Origin of the sequence: Ferranicluibacter rubi, from assembly GCF_011603255.1 — a bacterium.
In the GTDB taxonomy this organism is placed as follows: Bacteria; Pseudomonadota; Alphaproteobacteria; order Rhizobiales; family Rhizobiaceae; genus Ferranicluibacter; species Ferranicluibacter rubi.
This window is the reverse complement of record NZ_JAANCM010000026.1, coordinates 1-21501: the sequence shown is the minus strand read 5'-3', so window position 1 is coordinate 21501 and position 21501 is coordinate 1. Positions and strand designations below refer to the sequence as shown.

Genomic DNA, 21501 nt, shown 5'->3' with positions numbered 1-21501 from the left:
AAGCGGCTGAGAGCGAAAGAGAACGACAGTGGCAGGCGATAAGGTAGATCCGACCCACCAGTTTATGATCAACGAGATCGTGCCGATCCATATCGGCGGCCTGAATCTCTCCTTCACCAACGCATCCCTGTTCATGGTCGCGACGCTGGTCGTGGCGATCGGCTTCCTCTATTTCACCACAACGCCGCGCTCGGTCGTTCCTGGCCGCATGCAGTCGGTGTCGGAACTGTCCTACGAATTCATCGCCTCGATGCTGCGCGAAGGCGCCGGCAGCCACGGCATGCACTTCTTCCCGATGGTCTTCTCGCTGTTCATGTTCATCCTGACGGCAAACCTGCTCGGCATGGTGCCTTACTTCTTCACCATCACCAGCCAGATCATCGTCACCTTCGCGCTGGCGCTCTTCGTCATCGGCACGGTCCTGGTCTACGGTTTCTACAAGCATGGCTTCGGCTTCCTGAAGGTCTTCGTGCCCTCCGGCGTTCCTGGCATCCTGTTGCCGCTGGTCGTCGCCATCGAAATCATCTCGTTCCTGTCGCGCCCCATCAGCCTGTCGGTCCGTCTCTTCGCCAACATGCTGGCCGGACACATCACGCTGAAGGTCTTTGCAGGCTTCGTCGCATCGCTCGGCACCATGGGTGCGCTCGGCATCGGCGGCGCCATCCTGCCTCTCATCATGACCGTGGCGCTCACGGGTCTCGAATTCCTCGTCGCCTTCCTTCAGGCCTACGTCTTCGCGGTACTCACCTGCATGTACCTGAACGACGCGGTCCATCCGGGCGGTCACTGAGGAATAAGTCACGCAGGCCGGCAAACCACCGTCGCGCCTGCCAAGAAAAGCCGCAACAACCCTTCTCAAGGAGATCAACATGGAAGCGGAAGCAGCAAAGTACATCGGCGCGGGTCTGGCATGCCTCGGCATGGCCGGCACGGCTCTCGGCCTCGGCAACATCTTCGGCAGCTACCTTTCGGGCGCACTTCGCAACCCGTCGGCAGCCGACAGCCAGTTCGGCCGCCTCGTATTCGGCTTCGCCGTTACGGAAGCTCTGGGCATCTTCTCGCTGCTCGTAGCTCTGCTCCTCCTGTTCGCCGTCTAAGACGGTCGAGCTCGCCGGGCCGCGATCAAGTCGCGGCCCGTCATCCTTTTACAGTGCCGCCATTCTTTCTCGCGTATCGAGGGGGATATGAGCGTGGCCTTTTGAGTTGCCCCTGGAGATGAGCATGTTCGTGACCGCGGCCTATGCCCAGTCAACCACACCTCCCGAGGGCGAGACACCCCATGCCGCGCCTGGCGACGTGCACACCGAGACCGGTGTCGCATCAGAAGGCGCCCACGGCTCCGGCGTGTTTCCGCCTTTCGACCAATCGACATTCGCATCGCAGCTCGTGTGGCTGGCGATTACGTTCGGCCTGTTCTATCTGCTGATGCAGAAGGTGATCATGCCGCGGATCGCCGCTATCCTCGGCGAGCGCCATGATGCCATCGCCAGCGATCTCGACGCCGCCTCGCGCTCCAAGGCCGACGCCGACGCCGCCATCGCGTCCTACGAGCAGGAGCTGGCCGCTGCCCGCGCCAAGGGCAACGCCATCGCCGCCAGCGCCCGTGAGGCCGCCAAGGTGAAGGCTGCTGCCGACCGCGCTGCCATCGAGGCCGCCCTGAACGACAAGATCGTTGCTGCCGAAAGCCGCATCGCGGACATCAAGGCCAGCGCGCTGGCCGATGTCGGCGCGATCGCCGAGGAAACCGCGTCCGCCATCGTCGAGCAGCTGCTCGGCCGCGATGTGCCGCGCACCGAAATCGCATCCGCCGTCAAGGCTGCGGCAGAGTAAGGGAGAAGACAGATGGATTTGACCTCTCTGGCGACATTCTGGGCCACCGTCGGCCTCGTTCTTTTCCTCGCTCTCATCGTGTACCTCAAGGTACCCGGCATGATGGGCAAGCAGCTCGACGAGCGCGCGACGCGCATTCGCAACGAGCTGGCCGAAGCCAAGCGCCTGCGGGAAGAAGCCCAGGCTTTGCTGGTGGAATACCAGCAGAAGCGTAAGGAAGCCGAAGCGGAAGCCGCCCACATCGTGGCCGCCGCCGAGCGCGAAGCCGAAGCCCTGACCGCCGATGCCAAGCTGAAGACGGAAGAATTCGTCGCCCGCCGCACCACGCTGTCCGAGCAGAAGATCCGCCAGGCCGAAACCGACGCTATCAACGCCGTCCGCGCCACAGCGGTCGATATCGCCATCGCCGCCGCCGAACGCGTCATTACCGCCAAGGCCGACGCCTCGACCCAGCAGGCCCTCTTCGCCAGCTCGGTCAACGAGGTCAAGACGCGCCTCAACTAGGGCGTTCCCGGCACCGGAGCCCCTTCACCCGAGGGTTTTGGGTGCCCGAATGCCGGATAACGCTGCAAGGCGAGCGGATATCCGGGAAAGTGCATTGAAACGATCAAAAGGCTGGCCATCGTGCCGGCCTTTTTCGTTTGGGGCGCGACGGAGATGAGAATGAGGACAATGTATCCGACCGGTTCTCTCCGCGTTCTCGCGTAGATCGTCTGCCCGGCCGGCAAGGCCTCGCATCGAGGCTGCCCCTCACCCTAACCCTCTCGCCGCCTGCGGGGAGAGGGGACGTGCCCTGCTCGACGCTTTCGAGAGAGTAGCCCGGCGCCACGAGTCCCTTCGCCCGCGCGCGGGGAGAAGGTGGCAGCCGGATGAGGGGCGAGCCGCACATGCTGATGCCTTCATCCGTACCCCACACCACAATCCGCAACCCTCACCGTGTCGCGACAATCCCCACGGCAGTGCCGATCATCAACCCGCCGGCGGCGCGGTTGATGCGGCGGATGGCCTTGGTGGTGCGCAGCAGGCGGCGAGCGCGCACCGCGAGCAGCACATGCCCGCCGATCACGACGGCCTCAACCGCGAGAATGATGGCTGCGAGTTCGAGAAGCGTCGTGATCGTAAACGTCGTGCCGACGACGTTCGGCAGAAGCGCGATGGTGAAGAGCGGCATTTTCGGGTTGCCGAGGTTAAGCGCGATGCCGGTGCAGAAGACGCCGAGGAGGCTGCCGCGTTCGGAAATCGACTGCATTTCGGGAAGCACAGGCGGCGCCGTCCAGAGCCGGATGCCCATCCAGACGAGATAGGCGGCACCCGCAAACCGCAGCACCGTCATCAGCGTCCCCATCTCCGTGGCAAGTACGGAAAGACCGAAGCCGGCGAGCGACAGGAAGACGAGAATGCCGAAGACCGTACCGGCACCATAGGCGAGGCCAGAGGCGGGGCCATGCGAGATCGTGCGCAACACGATCGTCATATTGTCCGGCCCGGGGCTCGCGGCGAAGACGAAGAAGGTCAGAGCGAAAGCAAGAAGCGTCACGGCATCCATGTCGATCTCCTCCGGCGGGCAAGGGGCCGCCATTGGAGCCGAGCGTAATCTCTCTTTTGCCGCGATGCCAGTGGCAGGTTTATCCGCTCTGCTAAGAGCGTCCTGAGGGGGCGGCTGACGCGATGCGCGACGAGGATGGCCTTTGCCCTATGCAGGGGTTGCACCTCCGTGGCTCTTCAGGGGGAAAGGCTACGGGACTGAAAGAAGTGGTAGCGAAACGCAGAGCCCCGCGGGCCCTAACGGACACGCGAGGCTCCTGTTCAATGAAATAGTCTTGATCAGACTCAGGCGGCGCGGCGGCGGGCCTGCTGCGGACGGTGTTGCACGGCCGGTGCGCCGAGGTCGAAGGCGTCGACCAACTGGGCGAGTTCGCGGACGCGGTCGCGCAGGCCTTCGGTCGCAGCGCTCGATTCCTCCACCATGGCGGCGTTCTGCTGGATCACCTTGTCCATCTGCCCGACGGCGGAGGTGACTTCGCCGAGCGCCGCGGACTGCTCGCCGGCGGAGGCCGAGATGCCCGTGATCAGGCTGTCGATGTCGGACACCTTCGCCACGATGGCCTTGAGAACCTCGCCGGTGCTGTTGACGAGGCCGACACCCTTTGTCACCTGCTCGGCACTGGCGCCGATCAGGCTGCGGATCTGCTTGGATGCGTCGGACGAGCGCTGGGCCAGCGCCCGCACTTCGGAGGCGACGACGGCAAAGCCCTTGCCGGCTTCGCCAGCGCGTGCCGCCTCGACGCCCGCGTTGAGCGCCAGAAGGTTGGTCTGAAAGGCGATCTCATCGATCACCGAGACGATCTGGTTGATCTCGCCCGAACTATGGGCGATCGCCGCCATGGCGCTTTCCGCCTGGCTCATGATCTCGCCGGATCGTGCGGCATCGGCCCGTGCCTCGGATGCGACCTGCTTTGCCCGCACCGCGCCCTCGGCGGTGCGCCGGACGGTCTGGTTGATCTCGGCGAGTGCTGCGGAGGTTTCCTCCACGGCGGCGGCCTGCTGCTCGGTGCGCTGGGAGAGGCTGTTCGTCGCAGAGGCGATCTCTTCCATCGTGTGGCCGACCGTGTTGGAAAGGTCGCGGATCATCGACATGGCCGTCGCCAGCCGCTCCGTTGCCTCGTTGAAATTGCTCTTCATCTGCTGCGCCTTCTGCGGCAGCTCGGCGTCGATCCGGTAATCGAGCCTACAGTTTTCCAGCGCCCGCAGGGCCTTGCCGATCTCGTTGACGATCTCCTCGTCATGACGCGCTTCGGCTTCGCGTGCCGCGTTGAAGGCCGCGCGTTCGCCGTCGGCCTTTTCGTTCATTTCGTTGAAGAAGTGGAAAAGCGCCACGGTGACATCGTTGAAGATGGACCGCAGCAGCAGACCGACCTCCTCGTCGCGTTTTGCGCGGCTCCAGCTGCTTTCCTTCAGCAGGCCATTGACGAGACCCGCTGCATAATCCGCATAGCCGAGCAGATATTGGGGATAGGTGTACACCTGAGCGATGTTCCGCGCGATGACCGCTTGTTCGGCGAAATAGTCCGGCGTGAAGTTACCGGTGGCGATGGCACGGAATTTACGGCGTTCGCGATTGAGGACGTCAGGCGGGAGGGCGGTCAGGTTCGCATCCATACCCCTGTAGACGTTCAGGAGAACCGCATCCAGATGCTTGGATACACGGGCATGGATAGCCTCGCCGCGTGCCTGGTCCTGGCTCGGCCATGTCTGGATATAGTCCTCGATGCGCATGATGATCCCCCCATGGATATGACGAGGGCGCCCTGGCCCTCAATTTCATGAGGCGAATTATGGTATAAAAGCATTTACTAAAAATGAAGATACAGTCTGTAAGTCCGCCGAACCGCCGTGCATCGGTGAACCTCGGCATCGAACGCAGATCCAGACGCACCGCGCCGGCAGGCTTCAGCGCGACGAGGGTATTTCGGCCGGCAGGGCATCCATGTCGGTGTCGTCGACCCGAAGCGGTCGAAACGTCATGCGGTGCAGCCGGCAGGGCCCGTGGAGAATGATGGCGCTGCGGTGATGCGCGGTGGCGTAGCCGGCATGCATGGCAAAGCCGTAGCCGGGAAAGACGCCGTCCGCCCGGGTCATCATCCGGTCGCGCGCGACCTTGGCGACGATGGAGGCCGCGGCGATGGAGAGGGAGCGGGCATCGCCCTTGACGACCGCCCGGCCTTCGCAGGCAAGCCCCGGCGGCACGTCCCGTCCGTCCGCAAGCACGAGAGCCGGCCGCCGATGAAGGCCGCAGACCGCGCGCCGCATCGCGTCGAGGCTCGCCTTGCGGATATCCGTGCCATCGATGCGCCCCGCGCCGGAGGATGCGATGGAAACGGTGGCGTTCGCGAGGATTTCGGTAAACAGCACCTCCCGCCGCTGCGCCGTCAGCTGCTTGCTGTCGTTCAGGCCATCGGGAATGCGCTGCGGGTCGAGGATGACGGCGGCGGCGACCACAGGGCCGGCCAGCGGACCGCGACCGGCCTCGTCCGTGCCGGCGACCGGCCACAGACCCTCGCGCTGTGCCGCCTCTTCCAGACTGAAATCGGGGCTCAGGCGGATGTCGAAGAGGAGCGGGGAATCGGTCGTGGTGCGGCGTGCCATGGCGGCAAACTCGCACGGGAGACCGATTCCCCGCAAGACCCCCAGGCGGATGCGGCGGCGCCGGGGGCAGAGAGCAGGTGGCTTTGCGGAAGACACCTGCCGCGAGCGATCGCATGGTACGAGGGACATGCGATCCCATTTGCTGTCCGGCACGTGCCGAACGAAGATGACAGCCTCAGAGCAGCGAAAGCTGCACGCCTGTCCCGAGCGGGGGAACGAAGATATCGCAGTTCAACGCCCGCCGGTTGGTGTTCAGCTCCAGCCGCTTGGCGGCAAGGTCGAAGCGGCGGCCGATCTGCCAGGCATAGGGTCCCGCACCCTTCATCCGCTTGGTGAAATCGGCATCGTAGTCCTTGCCATCGCGCATCGAGCGCACGAGCGACATGACGTGGCGATAGCGATCCGGATAATGTTGCAGCAGCCAGTCGCGGAAGAGGGGGCTGACCTCCAGCGGCAGGCGCAAAAGGACATAGCTTGCCTCGGTCGCACCGGCCGCCTTGGCGGAATCCAGCACGCGCTCGATCTCGTGGTCGTTCAACGCGGGGATCACGGGCGCCATCAGCACGCTGGTGGGAATGCCGGCCTCCGACAGCTTGCGGATCGCATCAAGCCGCTTCTCCGGCGTCGAGGCGCGCGGTTCCATCAGCCGCGCCAGCTTGCGGTCGAGCGTCGTCACCGAAAGGCCGACCCGGGCAAGGCCCTTCTCCGCCATCGGCGCGAGGATGTCGATGTCGCGCAGGACCATCGCCGATTTGGTGACGATCATGACCGGGTGATCCGCCGCCTTCAGCACCTCCAGGATCTGGCGCATGATCCGCCATTCCTTCTCGATCGGCTGGTAGGGGTCCGTATTCGTGCCGATGGCGATCGGCTTCACCTTATAGCCGGGCTTGGCCAGTTCGCGCTCCAGAAGCTTGGCCGCATCGGGCTTGGCAAACAGCCGCGCCTCGAAATCAAGCCCTGCGGACAGGCCCATATAGGCATGGGTCGGCCGGGCGAAGCAGTAGATGCAGCCATGCTCGCAGCCGCGATAGGGATTGACCGAGCGGTCGAACGGAATGTCGGGCGAATCGTTGCGGGCGATGATCGTGCGCGGCTTCTCCACCTGCACCTCGGTCTTGAACGGCGGTAGGTCCTCCAGCGAGTTCCAGCCGTCGTCCTCCGTGCTGCGCGTCACAGGCTCGAACCTTCCCGAGGTGTTGATCCCGGCGCCACGGCCGCGACGGCGGTCCACCTCGATGCGAAGGCCGCTTTCGACCATCAGTGCGTCGGCCACATCGGCCCGATTGCCGGGCGCAAATGCACCCTGCCTCACATGGGACAGATCGTTCATGGGACACTCCGGGGAACATGGACGGTGCGGTTTTCGCCGGACCGTCATGTCGTTCTCTCTTCCGTTCGTCGTAACCATAAAAAGAGAACAATGCAAGAACAAATGCACTGGCAATGTCACTGCGGCGTTCCCGACGCCTCCGGATTCATCATGAATGACGGGATACTGTTCCGTTCCGCACAGGTTTTATGGCATTCCCGCGTGCAATGCGGTACGACCGGCCATGCTGACGATCCTGATGGAAACCCGCGATAGCGAGACGAGGCTGGCGCAATCGCTGGCCGCGCTGGTGGCCGGCGCTGTGGAAGGTCTCGTCAGCGACGTGATCATCCTCGATCACGGCTCGCAGGATGCCTCCGGCCGCGTGGCCGATGCCGCGGGCGCGCGGTTCCTCACCAGTTGGGAGATGGCCGACGTCATCCGCTCGGCACGCGGCGAATGGCTGCTTCTGATCGAGCCGGGTGCCCGGCCGCTCGGGCGCTGGGTGGATGAGATCGCCGAGCACATGGCCATCGGCCGCGGCCCCGCCTGCTTCTCGGCCTCCCGCCGGCACCGCCGTTCCCTTCTGGCACGTCTCGCATTGCGCAGCCCGGTTCTGGAACAGGGGTTTCTGATCAAGCGCACGCAGGCCGCCGGTATGACGCGGACGGGTATGACGCTCGCCGATTTCGTGTCCCGCCGCGGCGTGCACCGCCTGTCGAGCGAACTTATGCCGGCTTGGGCTTCGGGTCGTTGAGGGTTTGAAGAAGGAAGGCCCTCTCTGCCCTGCCGGGCATCTCCCCCAAAAGGGGGGAGAGGACTCGTGGCCCGCCCTCAGGGTATCTCTGACGTCTTTTAATGGAATTGCGCCGTCAGCCCAGGATCTTCTCCCCCCTTGTGGGGGAGATGCCCGGCAGGGCAGAGAGGGTCTTTCTTTCCAAATCCACCCACGCACTCACCGTTTCAGATGCTCGTCCAGCCGCGGCATGATCTCCACGAAGTTGCAGGGCCGGTGACGCAAATCGAGCTGTTGGCTAAGGATACCATCCCAGGCATCGCGGCAGGCTCCGGGCGAGCCGGGCAGCACGAAGACGAAGGTGGTGTTGAGCACGCCGCCGGTCGCGCGCGACTGGATGGTCGAGGTGCCGATCTTCTCATACGAAATGCGGTGGAAGATGGCGGAGAATCCGTCCATTTTCTTCTCGAACAACGGCTCCAGCGCCTCCGGCGTGACGTCGCGCCCGGTAAAGCCTGTGCCGCCGGTGGTGATGATGACGTCGATCTCGGGGTCGAGGCTCCAGGCCGTCACCTGACCGGCGATGGCGGCGCGGTCGTCGGGCACGATGCCGCGAGCGGCCAGCCCATGGCCGGCCTCCGTCAGTAGCGCCACCAGCGTGTCGCCGGATTTGTCCGTTTCCGGCGTACGGGTGTCGGAAACGGTGAGCACCGCGATGGAAACGGGCACGAAGGTGCGTGTCGTGTCGATCGTCATAGCCGTTCGTCCTTAGCTTCCCAGGGTGTTGCAGGGCAGAAGATACCAGTCGGGATGAGCCTCGCGGATGCGCGCCGCCGCCCGGTCTCGCGCCGCGACGTCGAGGAAGAGCCCGAAGCACGTCGCGCCGGAGCCCGACATGCGGGCAAGCGCCGCGCCGGCCTCGGCGAGCGCCGCCCGCGCCGCGCCGATGACGGGCGCGATGGAAAGAGCCGGCGGCTCCAGATCGTTGCGCGCCGAGGCGATCGCAGCGATCCAGTCTTCCGGTGAGGCAAGCCGTTCGGGAAGGGTCAGTTGCGGGTTGGTCTTGTCGCGCAGCGCGTGAAACACGGCGGGCGTGGAAACGGCAGCACGGGGATTGACCAGCAGGGCTGGAAAGGCCGGCAGGCTGATGACCGGCGTGATCGCCTCGCCGATGCCGCGCGCAACCAGCGGCCGGCCGGTCAGGCACATTGGCAGGTCGGCGCCGAGCGAGAGGCCGAGCGCGGCGAGGTCGATTTCCACATCGTTGTCCCGCGAAGGTGCCCAGAGGCGCAGAAGCCCGCTCAGGGTCGCGGCGGCATCCGCCGAGCCGCCGCCGATGCCGGAGGCGACGGGCAGGTTCTTGGTCAGATGCAGGGCGACTGGCCCGCAGGGCAGACCGAGCATGGTCAGCCGCGTGCGCAGCAGGTCTCGCGCCTTCAGCACGAGATTGGCATGCCCGCCATCGGCACCCACCGGCACGCCGCCGGCAAACGGGCCGGAGACGGTGAAGCTGTCGGTCTCGGAGAGAGCCAGCGACAACAGGTCGCCTTCATCCGCAAAGGTCACGAGGCTTTCGAGCAGATGATGGCCGTCGGCACGCTGGCCGACGACATGCAGCGCGAGATTGATCTTCGCAGGTGCCAAGAGCACCAACGGCACGTCAGCACCCTGATCCACCGGAGCAGGTGCGCTCAAGATCTCCGGCATGACAAGGGTGTCAGGCACGGGCCGGCATCAGGACTTCTTGCCGGGCACAGCCAATTCCGGTGGCTTCGGCTTGCCCTCGGCGTCGGCCGCGGCGGGAACCTTCGTCTCCAGAGTCGGCAGACCGTTCTCGATCTTCGCCTTGATCTTCGGGATCTCGTCTGCCTCGGGCTTCAGCTCCAGCGTCTGGTTCCACTGGAACACGGCCTCGAGCTTGCGGCCAACGCGCCAGTAGGCATCGCCCAGATGGTCGTTGATCGTGGGATCGCCGGCCATCAGCTCGGCGGCGCGTTCGAGTTCGGCCACAGCCTCGTCGAACTGTCCCAGCCGGAAATAGGCCCAGCCGAGCGAATCGACGATATAGCCGTCATCCGGCTTCAGCTCGACGGCGCGGCGGATCATATTCAGCCCCTCGTCGAGGTTGATGTTCTTGTCCACCCAGGAATAGCCGAGATAGTTCAGCACCTGCGGCTGGTCGGGGTTCAGCTCCAGCGCCTTCTTGAAGCTCGGCTCGGCCTTTTCCCATTCCTTCAGGCGCTCATAGGCGATGCCGCGCTGGAAGTAGATCGACCAGTCGGTGCGCTTCGGCACGGGGCCGAGAACCTCGATGGCCTTGTCGTAGGTGACGGCCATCTCCTTGTAGTCCTTGGCATCAGAAAGCACGCTGCCATAGGCGACATAGCTGCGGATGTCCTTCGGATCGAGGTCGATCAGCTCGCGCAGGTGGTTCTTCGCATCATCCACCTTGCCGACTTCGGCCAGCGCCAGTCCCAGCTGCATTTCCGACAGGCGGCGCATGGGCGAACCCTGCGGCACCTGTTGGTAGAGCGCGATGGCGCGCTCCGGCTTCTTCAGAGTCTCGGCAATGCCGCCGAGCATCACGAGGATGTCGGCGCTGTCGGGATCGAGCGCGCGCGCCGTCTGCAGGTAGAGTGAGACGATATCTTCCGCGCCCTCGCGATTGAGGGCGGCACCCACGGAGAACAGCACGGCGGCCGCCCCCTGGCTCGCATTGCGAACCTGCTGTTCCTGCGGCTTGCCATCCTCGATGCTCTTGCGAAGGGCGTCCAGCGGCGCGTAGTTGTTGACGAAGCTCTGCCCGAGCGAAATCGTGTCGAGCGCCTTCTGCTTGTTGCCGTCCGTCGCCTCCAGCCGCGCCAGTGCGATCACCGAGCGGATGAACGTATCGGGAGCAGCACCGCCGCCATTGCGGTCGGTCACGGCCTCGTTGAACTTGGTGCGCGCGGTCTGCTTGTCGCCGGCCGCCAGAGCGATGGCGCCCTGCTGGTAGTTCTTGAAGATGGCGAACCACTCCGGTCCCTTCATCTCCTGGATCATGGCGATGGCGTCCTTGGGCTTGCCCTGTCCGGCCTTCGCCCAGGCCAGCAGCAGGCCGTTCATCATCCGATCCAGATCGTTCGGCCCGGAATATTTCAGGATCTTTTCCGCGTTGCGGAATTCCTTTTTGCGGATCGCATCGACGCCGCGCACGACGGTGGTGATCCGCTCGACGGAATCATCGTCCTTCAGCTGCGTCGCGATCTTCACGCCCTCGGGGAAGTCGCCGTTCATCAGCGAGGTGATCATCAGCCGCTGCTTGACCTCGACATTGTCGGGCTCGAATTCCAGCGCCGTGCGGTAGAGCTTGGTCGCGGTGTCGAGATCGTGATCGACGTCCGCGGTGCGCGCCGCAAGGAACGAGCCGGAGAAGCTGTTGACGGAATTGACGTCGAAGGGCTTTGCGGTTTCCGCTTCGGCCTTGGCGACCGGAGCCTTGGCCTCCTGCGCGAAGGCCGGGCCCGAAACGATGCCGGCAAGCGTCAGAAACGCCACGCTGGTGAGCATCCGAAGAATATGTTTTTGCCGCATGACAAGCCTTTCGTTTCGGATGCGCCGCGCAAGCGCCTAACCGGAATCAGTTCTGTAGTGATAACGCAGTCCGCGCAGAACCGGAATTGCGTCCAGCCGAGTTTGCCCTCGGTAAACCCGGGTTTGCCGAGTCTCGAAAAGCATCACCCTTGGTTGCGGCAGGCTTGGCAAGACAGAATGGCTTTTTTGGCGCAAAGCCTCACAAAATTGCCTTTGCCATCCAGATCCCTACGGTCTGCAGCCGGCGTCAGTTCACCCGGTCGATGCAGAAGTCGATGACCTCCAGCAGCGCATCCTTCCACGGCGAGGCGGGCAGGGGCGCCAGCGCATCGCGTGCGATCATGCCGTAATGCCGGGCGCGGGCGATCGTGTCGGTCAGGCCGCCGTAGCGCGTGATGAGCCCCATGGCGTGTTCCAGGTTCTCGTCCGTAGCATTGCCGCCCTCGATCGCGTCCTTCCAGAACTCACGCTCCTCCGCCGTTCCCCGGCGATAGGACAGGATGACCGGCAGGGTGATCTTGCCCTCGCGAAAGTCGTCGCCGACATTCTTGCCGAGATCGGCCGATTTGCCGCCATAGTCGAGAACGTCGTCGACCAGCTGGAAGGCGAGGCCGAGATTCATGCCGTAGGACTTCAGCGCATTGCGGGCCGAGCGATCGGTCTTGGCGACGATCGGGCCGACTTCGGCCGCCGCCGCAAACAGCGCCGCCGTCTTCGCGCGGATGACGGAGAGATAGTCATCCTCCGTCGTTTCCATGTTCTTGGCGACGGAGAGCTGCAGCACCTCGCCCTCGGCGATGACCGATGCAGCAGTGGAGAGAACGTCCAGCGCATCGAGCGAGCCGACCTCGACCATCATCCGGAAGGCCTGGCCGAGCAGGAAGTCGCCGACGAGCACGCTCGCCTGGTTGCCCCAGATCATCCGTGCCGTGGACTTGCCGCGCCGCAGGTCGCTCTCGTCCACCACATCGTCGTGCAGCAGCGTTGCCGTGTGCATGAACTCGACGCTGGTCGCCAGCTTCACATGCGCATCGCCCTTGAAATCGAACATGGCGGCCGAGGCGAGCGTCAGCATGGGCCGGAGCCGCTTGCCGCCTGACGAGATCAAATGGTTGGCGACCTCGGGGATCATTTCGACATCCGACCCGGCCTTTGCCAGGATCAGCTGGTTCACCCGCTCCATGTCGGCTTTGGTCAGATCGACCAGCGGCTGCACCGAGGCCTGTTTGTTCTTGCCGTCTTCCAGCGGTATCACGACGCCCAAGGCGAAGCACTCCTGTTCAAGCTACTCCTCTGAGAATAGAAAGGGGTGGCTTTCGCGGCAAGTGGCGATTTGTCCCAAGCCACTGACGAATGGGGAAAAAGCGAGACAGATGAAAGAATTGATCCGTACCAACGATGCCGTCGTGCTCTCTTTCGCCGAAAGTCTGATGCGCGACGCCGGCATTATCTGCTTCATTGCCGATCAGGGCATGAGCATTCTCGACGGTTCGCTCGGCCTGCTGCCGCGCCGCCTGATGGTGCAGGGCGAGCGCGCCGACGAGGCGAGGGGCATCCTGTCGGATGCGGGCCTTGCGGCGGAACTGCGGGATCCATGAGCGGCGGGGGCACGCATGACGCCTGAGACGACCATGGATCGGGATGCCGCCGGCGAGACCGTCGACAGTTTCCACCGCGGACGATTCCACCTCGTCCAGCCGCTCGGCCGCGGCCATCGCGCCGGCATGGACGCCATGCTGCTTGCCGCTTTGGTGCCCGACACGCGCCGGGGGGGCGTGAAAGTTGCCGATCTCGGTGCCGGCGCCGGTGCGGCCGGCATGGCGGTGGCCGTCCGCGTGCCCTCCGCGCAGGTCCTGCTCGTGGAGCGCGCGCCGGAAATGGCGACATTCGCCCGCCGCAGCATTGCCCTGCCGCAAAACGCCGCTTTTGCGGATCGTCTCGACGTCCTGGAGGCCGATGTCGCGCTGACCGGTCGCGCCCGAATCGCGGCCGGCCTGCCGAGCGACGTCTTCGACCATGTCGTCATGAACCCGCCCTTCAACAACGGCGCCGACCGCCGGACGCCGGATGCGCTGAAGGCGCAAGCGCATGCCATGAGCGACGGGCTCTTCGACGCCTGGATCCGCACGGCCGGCGCGATCCTGCGACCCGGGGGCCAGCTGTCGCTGATTGCGCGACCGGAATCGATCGGCGAGATCATGGCGGCCTGCGGGCGCCGGTTCGGCGGTCTGGAGATCACGCCACTCCTGCCGCGGGCCGGCGAAAATGCGGTGCGCATTCTCCTGACGGGCATCAAGCAGTCGCGCGCGCGCCTCACCCTGCGCGCGCCGCTCGTCATGCACGGGGAGGGCTCTCACGCCTTTCTGAAAGAGGTCGACGACCTCAACAACGGCCGCACCTTCCACGCCCGGCGCTGAATTTACCGTGATGCCCCCCGCATGCCATTGTGTCTCCAGCGGCAATTCCTACATCCGGCAGAGATGTTCACGATAAGGAGACGGACTTGGCCGGTTTTATGAAGAGGTTGCTGCCGAAGCGCTTTCGCAAGCAGGGTGTGACGATCCCCGTCGTTCGCCTGCACGGCGCCATCATGGCGGGCGGCAGCGCGTTCCGGCCGATGCTCAACATTTCCGCCGTCGGCTCGCTTCTCGAGCGGGCTTTTGCCGACAAGGAAGCGCCGGCGGTCGCCATCGCCATCAATTCGCCGGGCGGCTCGCCCGTCCAGTCGCGGCTGATCTACCAGCGCATCCGCGATCTCGCGGTGGAAAAGAACAAGCGCGTCCTCGTCTTCGTGGAAGATGTGGCGGCGTCCGGCGGTTATATGATCGCGCTCGCCGGTGATGAAATCATCGCCGATCCCACCTCCATCGTCGGCTCCATCGGCGTCGTCTCCGGCGGCTTCGGCTTCACGGAACTTCTGGAAAAGGTCGGCATCGAGCGCCGCATCTACACGGCCGGTGAAAACAAGGTGATGCTTGATCCGTTCCAGCCCGAGAAGGAGAAGGACGTCGCCTATCTGAAAAGCCTGCAGCAGGAAATCCACGGCGTCTTCACCGGCATGGTGAAAGCCCGGCGCGGGCATCTGCTCACCGATGACGCCGAAATCTTTTCCGGCCTGTTCTGGACCGGCGAGCGCGCCCGCGCCCTCGGCCTTGTCGATGGCCTTGGCGACATGCGCGGCGAACTGAAGCGCCGCTACGGCGAAAAGACGGAGCTGCGTCTGGTCAGCGCATCGCGCGGCCTGCTCGGCCGCCGCCAGCCCGGCGTGGGCCTTGCAGCAGGCATCGGCAGCGGCCTCGCCCTTTCCGCCGTCGCAGGTCTTGCCGAAGCGGCAGAAGAAAAGGCATTATGGGGCCGGTTCGGCCTTTGAAAGCAACAAGGTCGCGCCTCATCTCCCGCTGGAACCCAAGATGCCGCAACTCATCCTCTTCCTGATCGTCGCCGCCATCGCCTGGTTCGGCTACCGCAAGTTCGTGCTCGACGCCGAACGCCTCGCCCGCCAGCGCGAACGCGTCCGCAAGCAGCAGCAGACTGGCTCGCAGGGCACGCTGGTAAAGGATCCGGCGACGGGGGAATATCGGCTCAAGCAGGATTGATGCAATTGAGCGTGATGACGTTGTGAAGGCTATACGCAGGCATGTAGTCTTCGCCCACCAGCTATAAAGCGTCTCCAGCCGGAGCGGAATCGCTTCGGCATTGGACAATTCGGCAAACATTAGCCCGGAGCCTTTCCGGTGAACCTGTGTCTACTAGAAAGGCTCTAACCGGTCTCTGGCCTTCGACATCCAGTCCGATCCCGCATAGCTGATGGCGACGATCTGGACGGTCCGTTCTTCCTCGTCCACAATAAAGCAGATGACGGCTTTCTGTCCGGCGGGAATGGTGCGTAACCCGGAGGGGAAGCCGTCACGGATCGGAGCCTTGTAGGGCATCTCCGCAAGGCTCTTCGTGACCGCCTCGATGTCGGCGAGCTTTTGTCCTGCGATATCGATTCCGACATAAGCTGCAATCATGTCATGGATATCGACGAGTTCCCGCACGGCTTCCGGCAGGTAGAGGATGCTATACTGGCCCGTCATCCTCGCGAACGGGCAGCAAGGCGTTCGCGCACGCGATCGAAGAGATCATCTTCATCCATTGCTATCCACTGGTCCCGCGGCAACGCCATCCGGCGGTGCAGTTCGTCGGCCATGCCGGTCAACGGATCGTTCTCATGGCTTTGCATCATGTCTTCAAGGCTTGCCGCCAGTACGCTGTCGATCGAGGGGTAACGCCCTTCCTCCACCAGCCGCTCGGCATAGTGCAGCACATGGTCCGGCAAGGTGACGGTCATCTTGACATTCATCGGCGTCTCCATCGCAAATCCCGCAACCAACATACCTTAAACATTGACCCCTGTCGCCGCCCGTGGCACTCGTCCGGTCTCCATAATATATCACCAGCGATTGATCTGTCATGACCGACCTGCCTGACCACATGAACCCGAAGCGCTCGTTCCAGGCCCTGATCCTGACCCTGCACGCCTATTGGGCCGACAAGGGTTGCGCGGTGCTGCAGCCCTACGACATGGAAGTGGGCGCGGGCACGTTCCATCCGGCGACGACGCTGCGGGCGCTGGGGCCGAAACCCTGGCGGGCCGCCTATGTGCAGCCCTCGCGCCGCCCGACGGATGGGCGCTACGGCGAAAACCCCAACCGGTTGCAGCATTATTACCAGTATCAGGTCATCCTGAAGCCGAACCCGTCGAACCTGCAGGAGCTCTATCTCGGCTCGCTCGCCGCCATCGGCCTCGATCCGCTGCTGCACGATATCCGCTTCGTCGAGGACGACTGGGAAAGCCCGACGCTCGGCGCCTGGGGTCTCGGCTGGGAGTGCTGGTGCGACGGCATGGAGGTCTCGCAGTTCACCTATTTCCAGCAGGTCTGCGGCATCGAATGCTCGCCCGTGTCCGGCGAACTCACCTACGGCCTCGAGCGGCTGGCCATGTATGTTCAGGGCGTCGACAATGTCTACGACCTCAATTTCAACGGCCGCGAGGGTGCGGAGAAGATCAGCTATGGCGACGTCTTCCTGCAGGCCGAGCAGGAATATTCACGTCACAATTTCGAATATGCCAACACCACGATGCTGCACCAGCATTTCATCGATGCGGAAGCCGAGTGCCTGGCCTTGCTGAAGGCCGGCGCACCCGGGGATAGCGCACCGGGGGACAACGCCAACCTCGCTCTGCACAAGTGCGTGTTCCCGGCCTACGACCAGTGCATCAAGGCCAGCCATGTCTTCAACTTGCTGGATGCCCGCGGCGTCATCTCGGTGACGGAGCGCCAGAGCTATATTCTGCGGGTGCGCACGCTGGCCAAGGCCTGCGGTGAAGCCTTCCTGATGACCGATGCCGGCGGCGTCAACCTTGCGGCAGCGTCGGCCGCTGCCTGAACGTTCAGTCCTGCCAGGAACGGATGGGGCGGTGAATATTGAGCGGCGCGCTGTCGAGCAGGCGCGGCGTGAAGCGGTTCCGCTCGCCGCGCAGCGCGACGAGATGGCTGATGCCGGTGAGCATCACGGCGGACAGGGCGATGATGGCGAGAAGCGTCATGGTCACGGTCTCCTTGTCTTGAGGAAGCCATAGCTTCCGAATGAGGTTTGTCAGGCCGTCATTGCCGACAGGTCGGTGCCGATGCATCGCGACAGCGAGACATCCATGACACCCGGCAGCGCGAAGGCGCTGCAACGTCGGACGGGTGCCGAAACGAGCGGTCTCCTCGATCGAGGTATCCGCCAAGGTCCGGCGTTGGAAATCGGAAGATGCCGCGCGCCATCGATCGGCAGTGCGTCGTCATCGTGACATCCATCATGGCAGGTTAAGCCGGATCGAGGCTGACGCCAATCCTGACAAATCGCCCATCATTTCCGGTGAAAGGACGGCTCCAGAGCCTTGTCCCGGCCTGTAAGGCAGTGGGCAGCGGGGTAAAAGCACGCTATGGAGATGCGGGCCGGCAGGGCTAAAGGTCCGGTTCGGCCCGCGTGTTCCGTGTATTTCGTCGCGCACATCGAGATGCGTGGCATCTGGGGAGAGAGAAAATGATCGCAGGTCTCGTCATTCTGGCTGTCGTCGCCGGCTATCTCGTCCTGGTCTATAACGGGCTGGTCAAGGCGCGGAACGTCAAGGAAGAGGCCTGGTCGGGCATCGACGTGCAGCTGAAGCGCCGCGCCGACCTGATCCCCAACCTGCTTGAAACCGTCAAGGGCTATGCGGCGCATGAGCGCGGCACGCTCGAAGAGATCGTCAACCTGCGCAACCGCGCCCAGGCGGTCCCGGCCGGCGATGTCGCGGGGCGCGCGCAGGCGGAAGGCATGCTCGGCCAGGCGCTCGGCAAGCTGTTCGCCCTGGCGGAGGCCTATCCCGACCTCAAGGCCAACCAGAATTTCTCCGAACTGCAGGCGTCGATCGAGGGCACCGAAGACGAAATCCAGATGTCGCGCCGCTATTACAATGGTGCCGCACGCGACCTGAACGTCAAGGTCGAGAGTTTTCCGTCGAACCTCGTCGCCGGTCCGCTCGGCTTCTCCAAGGCACCCTATTTCGAGATCACCAGCGAAGCCGACCGCGCGGTTCCCGCGATCAAGTTCTGAGCCGCGCCGAAAAGATCACAAGAGACAGTCGCATGATCCATGCCCAGAAGACCTCGACCCAGAAATCCGTGACCATCACGCCGCCGTCGCACCCGCTTGAGGGTGCCGTCAGCCCGCCCGGCTCGAAGTCGATCACCAATCGCGCGCTGCTGCTCGCGGGCCTTGCCAATGGCACCAGCCGGTTGACGGGCGCGCTGCGCAGCGACGATACGCGCTATATGGCCGAGGCCCTGCGCGCCATGGGCGTCGAGGTGCGCGAGCCCGACCCGACAACCTTCGTCGTCACCGGCACGGGCCGGCTGACGGCCCCCTCCGAACCGCTCTTCCTCGGCAATGCCGGCACGGCCACCCGCTTCCTCACGGCCGCCGCCGCCCTCGTCGATGGCACCGTGGTTGTCGATGGCGACCAGCACATGCGCAAGCGGCCGATTGCGCCACTGGTCGAGGCGCTGCGCTCTCTCGGCGTCGTGCTCTCTGCCGAAACCGGCTGCCCGCCGGTCACCGTCACGGGCACGGGCCGCATTCCCGGTCGCCGGGTCGAGATCGATGCCGGCCTCTCCAGCCAGTATGTCTCCGCATTGCTGATGGCCGCGGCCGGTGCTGCGCCATCCGATGACATCGTCGAGCCGCTCGAAATCGTGCTGGCTGGCGACGAGATCGGTGCGCGCGGCTATATCGACCTGACGCTTGCCGCCATGCGCGCGTTCGGCGCCCGCGTCGAGCAGGCCTCGTCCTCCGTCTGGCGGGTCTGGCCGACGGGCTACACCGCGACCGACTTCCGCATCGAGCCCGACGCGTCGGCCGCCACCTATCTCTGGGCGATGGAAAAGCTGACCGGCGGCCGCATCGATCTGGGCGTCCCCACGGCGGATTTCTCGCAGCCGGATGCCCGCGCCTACGATGTCATCGCGCAATTCCCGCATCTCCCCGCCGTCATCGACGGGTCGCAGATGCAGGATGCCGTGCCGACGCTCGCCGTTCTCGCCGCCTTCAACGAAACGCCGGTCCGCTTCACCGGCATCGCCAACCTGCGCGTCAAGGAATGCGATCGCGTGCGCGCGCTCTCGCTCGGCCTGACGAACATCCGCGCCGGGCTTGCCTCTGAGGAGGGCGACGATCTGCTGGTCGCCTCGGATCCCGGCCTTGCCGGGCAGACCCTGCCGGCCGAGATCGACACCTTCGCCGATCACCGCATCGCCATGAGCTTTGCGCTGGTAGGCCTGAAGATCGGCGGCATCGCCATTCTCGATCCGGATTGCGTCGGCAAGACCTATCCGGATTACTGGGATGCGCTCGCTTCGCTGGGCGTCGATATGACCGTCCGGTCGGCGTGATCCGATGAAGCGCGCGGGAACCACGATCTGGCAGGGCTCGCTGGCGCAGAAGGCGCAGAGGGAAGGTGCATCGCGGCTGATCGCGGTTCTCACCGCCCTCTTTCTCCTCGCCGGCATCACAGCCGGTTTCGTGAGAGCCGAAGAGCGCATTCTCTCCTATGATTCGCAGATCGACGTCGCCCGGGACGGCACCCTGACGGTCACCGAGACGATCCGCGCGATCGCCGAAGGCGACCTGATCAAGCGCGGCATCTATCGCGATTTTCCGCTGACCTTCACCGACGACGATGGCCGCACGCACCGCGTCGGCTTCCAGCTGATCTCGGTCGAGCGCGACGGTGAATCGGAGCCGTCGCGCACCGAAAACATCGATGGCGGCATCCGTATCTATACTGGTGACAAGGATGTCTTCCTGCCGAACGGCGTCCACACCTTTGCGCTGACCTACACGACCGACCGCCAGATCCGCTATTTCGAAGACCATGACGAGCTTTACTGGAACGTCACGGGCACCGGCTGGGCCTTTCCGATCGACGAGGCGAGCGCCACCGTGCTCCTGCCGGGCGGCGCGCGGCCGCAGGCGCTGAATGTCTTTACCGGTGCCTATGGCTCCACGGATAAGTTCGCGCGCGGCGCCACGGCTGGCAACGGCGCGACGTTCCACACCACGCGACCGCTCGGGCCCCAGGAAGGCCTGACCATCGTCATGAGCCTGAAGAAGGGCGTGATCGCACCGCCGAGCGAGGCGCAGTTGCGGGCGGCCTGGTGGCAGGAGAACATGGCCGCGATCCTCGCCGGCGTCGGCCTCCTCGTTGTCGCCGCCTATTACGGCTGGATCTGGCGGCGCGCCGGGCGCGATCCGGATGGCGGCGTCGTCGTGCCGCGATGGGACCCGCCCGAAAACGCCTCGCCGGCGCTGGTCAACTACATTGACAATCGCGGCTTTGCCGATGGCGGCTGGACCGCGATTTCGGCGGCCGCGCTCAACCTCGCCGTCACCGGCCGCGTCGTGCTGGAAGACCTCGAAAAGGCGCTGGTCATCGCCGCCACCGGCAAGAAGGCCGCGACCGACAAGCTGCCGACAGGCGAAGCCGCCCTGCTGCGCGCCGTCGAGGATGCCGACGGTCGACTGGTCATCGATCGCGAAAACGGCCCCGCCGTCCAGAAGGCGGGCGAAGCCTTCCGCAAGGCGATGGAAAGCGAGCATCGCGGCAAATATTACAAGGCGAATATCGGCGCGATCATCGCCGGCATCGCGCTGTCCGTCGCCTTCATCCTGGCGATCCTCGTGCTCGGAACGCTCGACGATGCCGGTGCGGCCATCGTCCTCGTGCCCGTCGTCATCGCCGTGTTCGTCGCCATCTTCATTGCCGTCTTCGGCCGCTCCGTCCGACGCAAGTCGAGCCTTGCCGGGCGCATCGCCGGCATCGTCGCTGTGTCGGTCTTCGGCTTCATCGGCGTTACCGTCTTCGGCGGCCTCATCGCCTCCATCGCGTTCGAGGCCGTGGAAACGCACCAGCTGCCGCTGCTCGCCGGCATCGGCGGCATCGTGCTCGTCAACCTCGTCTTCCTGTTCCTCATGGGCGCGCCCACCCCGGTCGGCGCGAAGATGTCGGCGCATATCGCGGGTCTGCGGCAGTACCTCACTCTGGCCGAGCAGGAGCGCATGAACATGGCCGGCGCGCCGACCATGTCGCCGAGACATTATGAAACCCTGCTGCCCTATGCGGTGGCGCTGGGTGTGGAAAAGCCCTGGTCGAAGACCTTCGACGCGTGGCTCGCCACCGCGGCCGCCGGGGCTGCTGCCTATGCGCCGGGCTGGTATGCGGGCGCCGGTGGCTATGGTGGGTTCGGCGATCGCATGGGCGGCTTTGCCGGCTCCATGGCGGGCGCCATGCAGTCGTCGCTTCCGCCACCGCCCAAGAGCTCCAGTTCCGGCT

Annotated in this window: 24 protein-coding genes; 13 read left to right on the top strand and 11 right to left on the bottom strand. The window is 64.6% G+C overall.

Annotated features, from left to right (window positions below):
* Positions 1–28: 28 nt before the first annotated feature.
* From G8E10_RS25445 to G8E10_RS25430, 4 genes are all read left to right on the top strand, one after another.
* Positions 29–790 (top strand): F0F1 ATP synthase subunit A, encoded by a 762-nt coding sequence (locus tag G8E10_RS25445; RefSeq protein WP_280142397.1) that lies wholly within the window; start codon positions 29–31, stop codon positions 788–790.
* A 79-nt stretch (positions 791–869) separates the two neighbouring features.
* Positions 870–1097, top strand: coding sequence for a F0F1 ATP synthase subunit C (locus G8E10_RS25440; protein ID WP_056332699.1), 228 nt, complete (start codon positions 870–872; stop codon positions 1095–1097).
* 124 nt (positions 1098–1221) lie between these two features.
* The gene (locus G8E10_RS25435) at positions 1222–1830 is read left to right on the top strand and encodes a F0F1 ATP synthase subunit B (RefSeq protein ID WP_167131207.1); all 609 of its coding nucleotides are present in this window, start codon (positions 1222–1224) and stop codon (positions 1828–1830) included.
* A 12-nt stretch (positions 1831–1842) separates the two neighbouring features.
* Positions 1843–2334 carry a F0F1 ATP synthase subunit B gene (locus G8E10_RS25430; RefSeq protein ID WP_110726765.1) on the top strand — a complete coding sequence of 164 codons (492 nt, stop codon included), beginning with the start codon at positions 1843–1845 and terminating at the stop codon, positions 2332–2334.
* Between the two features lie 427 nt (positions 2335–2761).
* Here G8E10_RS25430 and G8E10_RS25425 read toward each other — a convergent pair whose 3' ends face one another.
* From G8E10_RS25425 to G8E10_RS25410, 4 genes are all read right to left on the bottom strand, one after another.
* A complete protein-coding gene (locus G8E10_RS25425; RefSeq protein WP_132446426.1) occupies positions 2762–3376 on the bottom strand; it encodes a LysE family translocator in 615 nt (204 codons plus the stop codon).
* A gap of 284 nt (positions 3377–3660) precedes the next feature.
* Complete coding sequence (locus G8E10_RS25420) at positions 3661–5106, bottom strand: methyl-accepting chemotaxis protein (protein ID WP_167131205.1); 1446 nt, start codon at positions 5104–5106, stop codon at positions 3661–3663.
* 174 nt (positions 5107–5280) lie between these two features.
* On the bottom strand, positions 5281–5976 hold the full coding sequence (locus tag G8E10_RS25415; protein WP_167131203.1) for a ribonuclease HII: 696 nt from the start codon (positions 5974–5976) through the stop codon (positions 5281–5283).
* A gap of 175 nt (positions 5977–6151) precedes the next feature.
* The gene (locus tag G8E10_RS25410) at positions 6152–7309 is read right to left on the bottom strand and encodes a PA0069 family radical SAM protein (RefSeq protein ID WP_132663721.1); all 1158 of its coding nucleotides are present in this window, start codon (positions 7307–7309) and stop codon (positions 6152–6154) included.
* Positions 7310–7532: 223 nt separating this feature from the next.
* On the opposite strand from G8E10_RS25410, the gene G8E10_RS25405 reads away from it, so the two are divergent.
* The gene (locus tag G8E10_RS25405) at positions 7533–8045 is read left to right on the top strand and encodes a glycosyltransferase family protein (protein WP_167131201.1); all 513 of its coding nucleotides are present in this window, start codon (positions 7533–7535) and stop codon (positions 8043–8045) included.
* A 198-nt stretch (positions 8046–8243) separates the two neighbouring features.
* Here G8E10_RS25405 and moaB read toward each other — a convergent pair whose 3' ends face one another.
* The 4 genes from moaB to G8E10_RS25385 all read right to left on the bottom strand — a co-directional run bounded on the left by moaB (position 8244) and on the right by G8E10_RS25385 (position 12861).
* Entirely contained in the window at positions 8244–8780 is a 537-nt protein-coding gene (gene moaB, locus G8E10_RS25400; RefSeq protein WP_167131199.1) for a molybdenum cofactor biosynthesis protein B, read from the bottom strand.
* Between the two features lie 12 nt (positions 8781–8792).
* The gene (locus tag G8E10_RS25395) at positions 8793–9731 is read right to left on the bottom strand and encodes a 4-(cytidine 5'-diphospho)-2-C-methyl-D-erythritol kinase (RefSeq protein WP_167131219.1); all 939 of its coding nucleotides are present in this window, start codon (positions 9729–9731) and stop codon (positions 8793–8795) included.
* Between the two features lie 27 nt (positions 9732–9758).
* Complete coding sequence (locus G8E10_RS25390; RefSeq protein WP_167131197.1) at positions 9759–11597, bottom strand: tetratricopeptide repeat protein; 1839 nt, start codon at positions 11595–11597, stop codon at positions 9759–9761.
* A 247-nt stretch (positions 11598–11844) separates the two neighbouring features.
* On the bottom strand, positions 11845–12861 hold the full coding sequence (locus G8E10_RS25385) for a polyprenyl synthetase family protein (RefSeq protein ID WP_132711268.1): 1017 nt from the start codon (positions 12859–12861) through the stop codon (positions 11845–11847).
* A gap of 109 nt (positions 12862–12970) precedes the next feature.
* Between G8E10_RS25385 and G8E10_RS25380 the strand changes: the two genes are divergently transcribed.
* From G8E10_RS25380 to G8E10_RS25365, 4 genes are all read left to right on the top strand, one after another.
* A complete protein-coding gene (locus G8E10_RS25380) occupies positions 12971–13195 on the top strand; it encodes a putative signal transducing protein (RefSeq protein ID WP_110799895.1) in 225 nt (74 codons plus the stop codon).
* Between the two features lie 15 nt (positions 13196–13210).
* Complete coding sequence (locus G8E10_RS25375; protein ID WP_281517814.1) at positions 13211–14014, top strand: tRNA1(Val) (adenine(37)-N6)-methyltransferase; 804 nt, start codon at positions 13211–13213, stop codon at positions 14012–14014.
* Positions 14015–14100: 86 nt separating this feature from the next.
* Complete coding sequence (locus tag G8E10_RS25370; protein WP_167131195.1) at positions 14101–14967, top strand: S49 family peptidase; 867 nt, start codon at positions 14101–14103, stop codon at positions 14965–14967.
* Between the two features lie 40 nt (positions 14968–15007).
* Positions 15008–15193, top strand: a complete 186-nt coding sequence (locus G8E10_RS25365) for an NfeD family protein (RefSeq protein WP_110726750.1) — start codon at positions 15008–15010, stop codon at positions 15191–15193.
* A 153-nt stretch (positions 15194–15346) separates the two neighbouring features.
* Here the strand turns inward: G8E10_RS25365 and G8E10_RS25360 are convergent, their stop codons facing one another.
* Positions 15347–15676 carry a type II toxin-antitoxin system RelE/ParE family toxin gene (locus tag G8E10_RS25360; RefSeq protein ID WP_167131193.1) on the bottom strand — a complete coding sequence of 110 codons (330 nt, stop codon included), beginning with the start codon at positions 15674–15676 and terminating at the stop codon, positions 15347–15349.
* On the bottom strand, positions 15673–15954 hold the full coding sequence (locus G8E10_RS25355; RefSeq protein ID WP_281517813.1) for a ribbon-helix-helix domain-containing protein: 282 nt from the start codon (positions 15952–15954) through the stop codon (positions 15673–15675). Before G8E10_RS25355 ends, G8E10_RS25360 begins: the two co-directional genes overlap by 4 nt.
* Positions 15955–16052: 98 nt before the next feature.
* Between G8E10_RS25355 and G8E10_RS25350 the strand changes: the two genes are divergently transcribed.
* Positions 16053–17030 carry a glycine--tRNA ligase subunit alpha gene (locus G8E10_RS25350; protein ID WP_167131191.1) on the top strand — a complete coding sequence of 326 codons (978 nt, stop codon included), beginning with the start codon at positions 16053–16055 and terminating at the stop codon, positions 17028–17030.
* A gap of 4 nt (positions 17031–17034) precedes the next feature.
* Here the strand turns inward: G8E10_RS25350 and G8E10_RS25345 are convergent, their stop codons facing one another.
* Positions 17035–17190 carry a hypothetical protein gene (locus G8E10_RS25345; RefSeq protein WP_165910600.1) on the bottom strand — a complete coding sequence of 52 codons (156 nt, stop codon included), beginning with the start codon at positions 17188–17190 and terminating at the stop codon, positions 17035–17037.
* 485 nt (positions 17191–17675) lie between these two features.
* Between G8E10_RS25345 and G8E10_RS25340 the strand changes: the two genes are divergently transcribed.
* The 3 genes from G8E10_RS25340 to G8E10_RS25330 form a co-directional block, all read left to right on the top strand.
* Entirely contained in the window at positions 17676–18227 is a 552-nt protein-coding gene (locus tag G8E10_RS25340; protein ID WP_110726744.1) for a LemA family protein, read from the top strand.
* 32 nt (positions 18228–18259) lie between these two features.
* Entirely contained in the window at positions 18260–19561 is a 1302-nt protein-coding gene (aroA, locus tag G8E10_RS25335) for a 3-phosphoshikimate 1-carboxyvinyltransferase (RefSeq protein ID WP_167131189.1), read from the top strand.
* 4 nt (positions 19562–19565) lie between these two features.
* The coding region (locus G8E10_RS25330; protein ID WP_167131187.1) for a DUF2207 domain-containing protein at positions 19566–21501 on the top strand (1936 nt) is incomplete at its 3' end.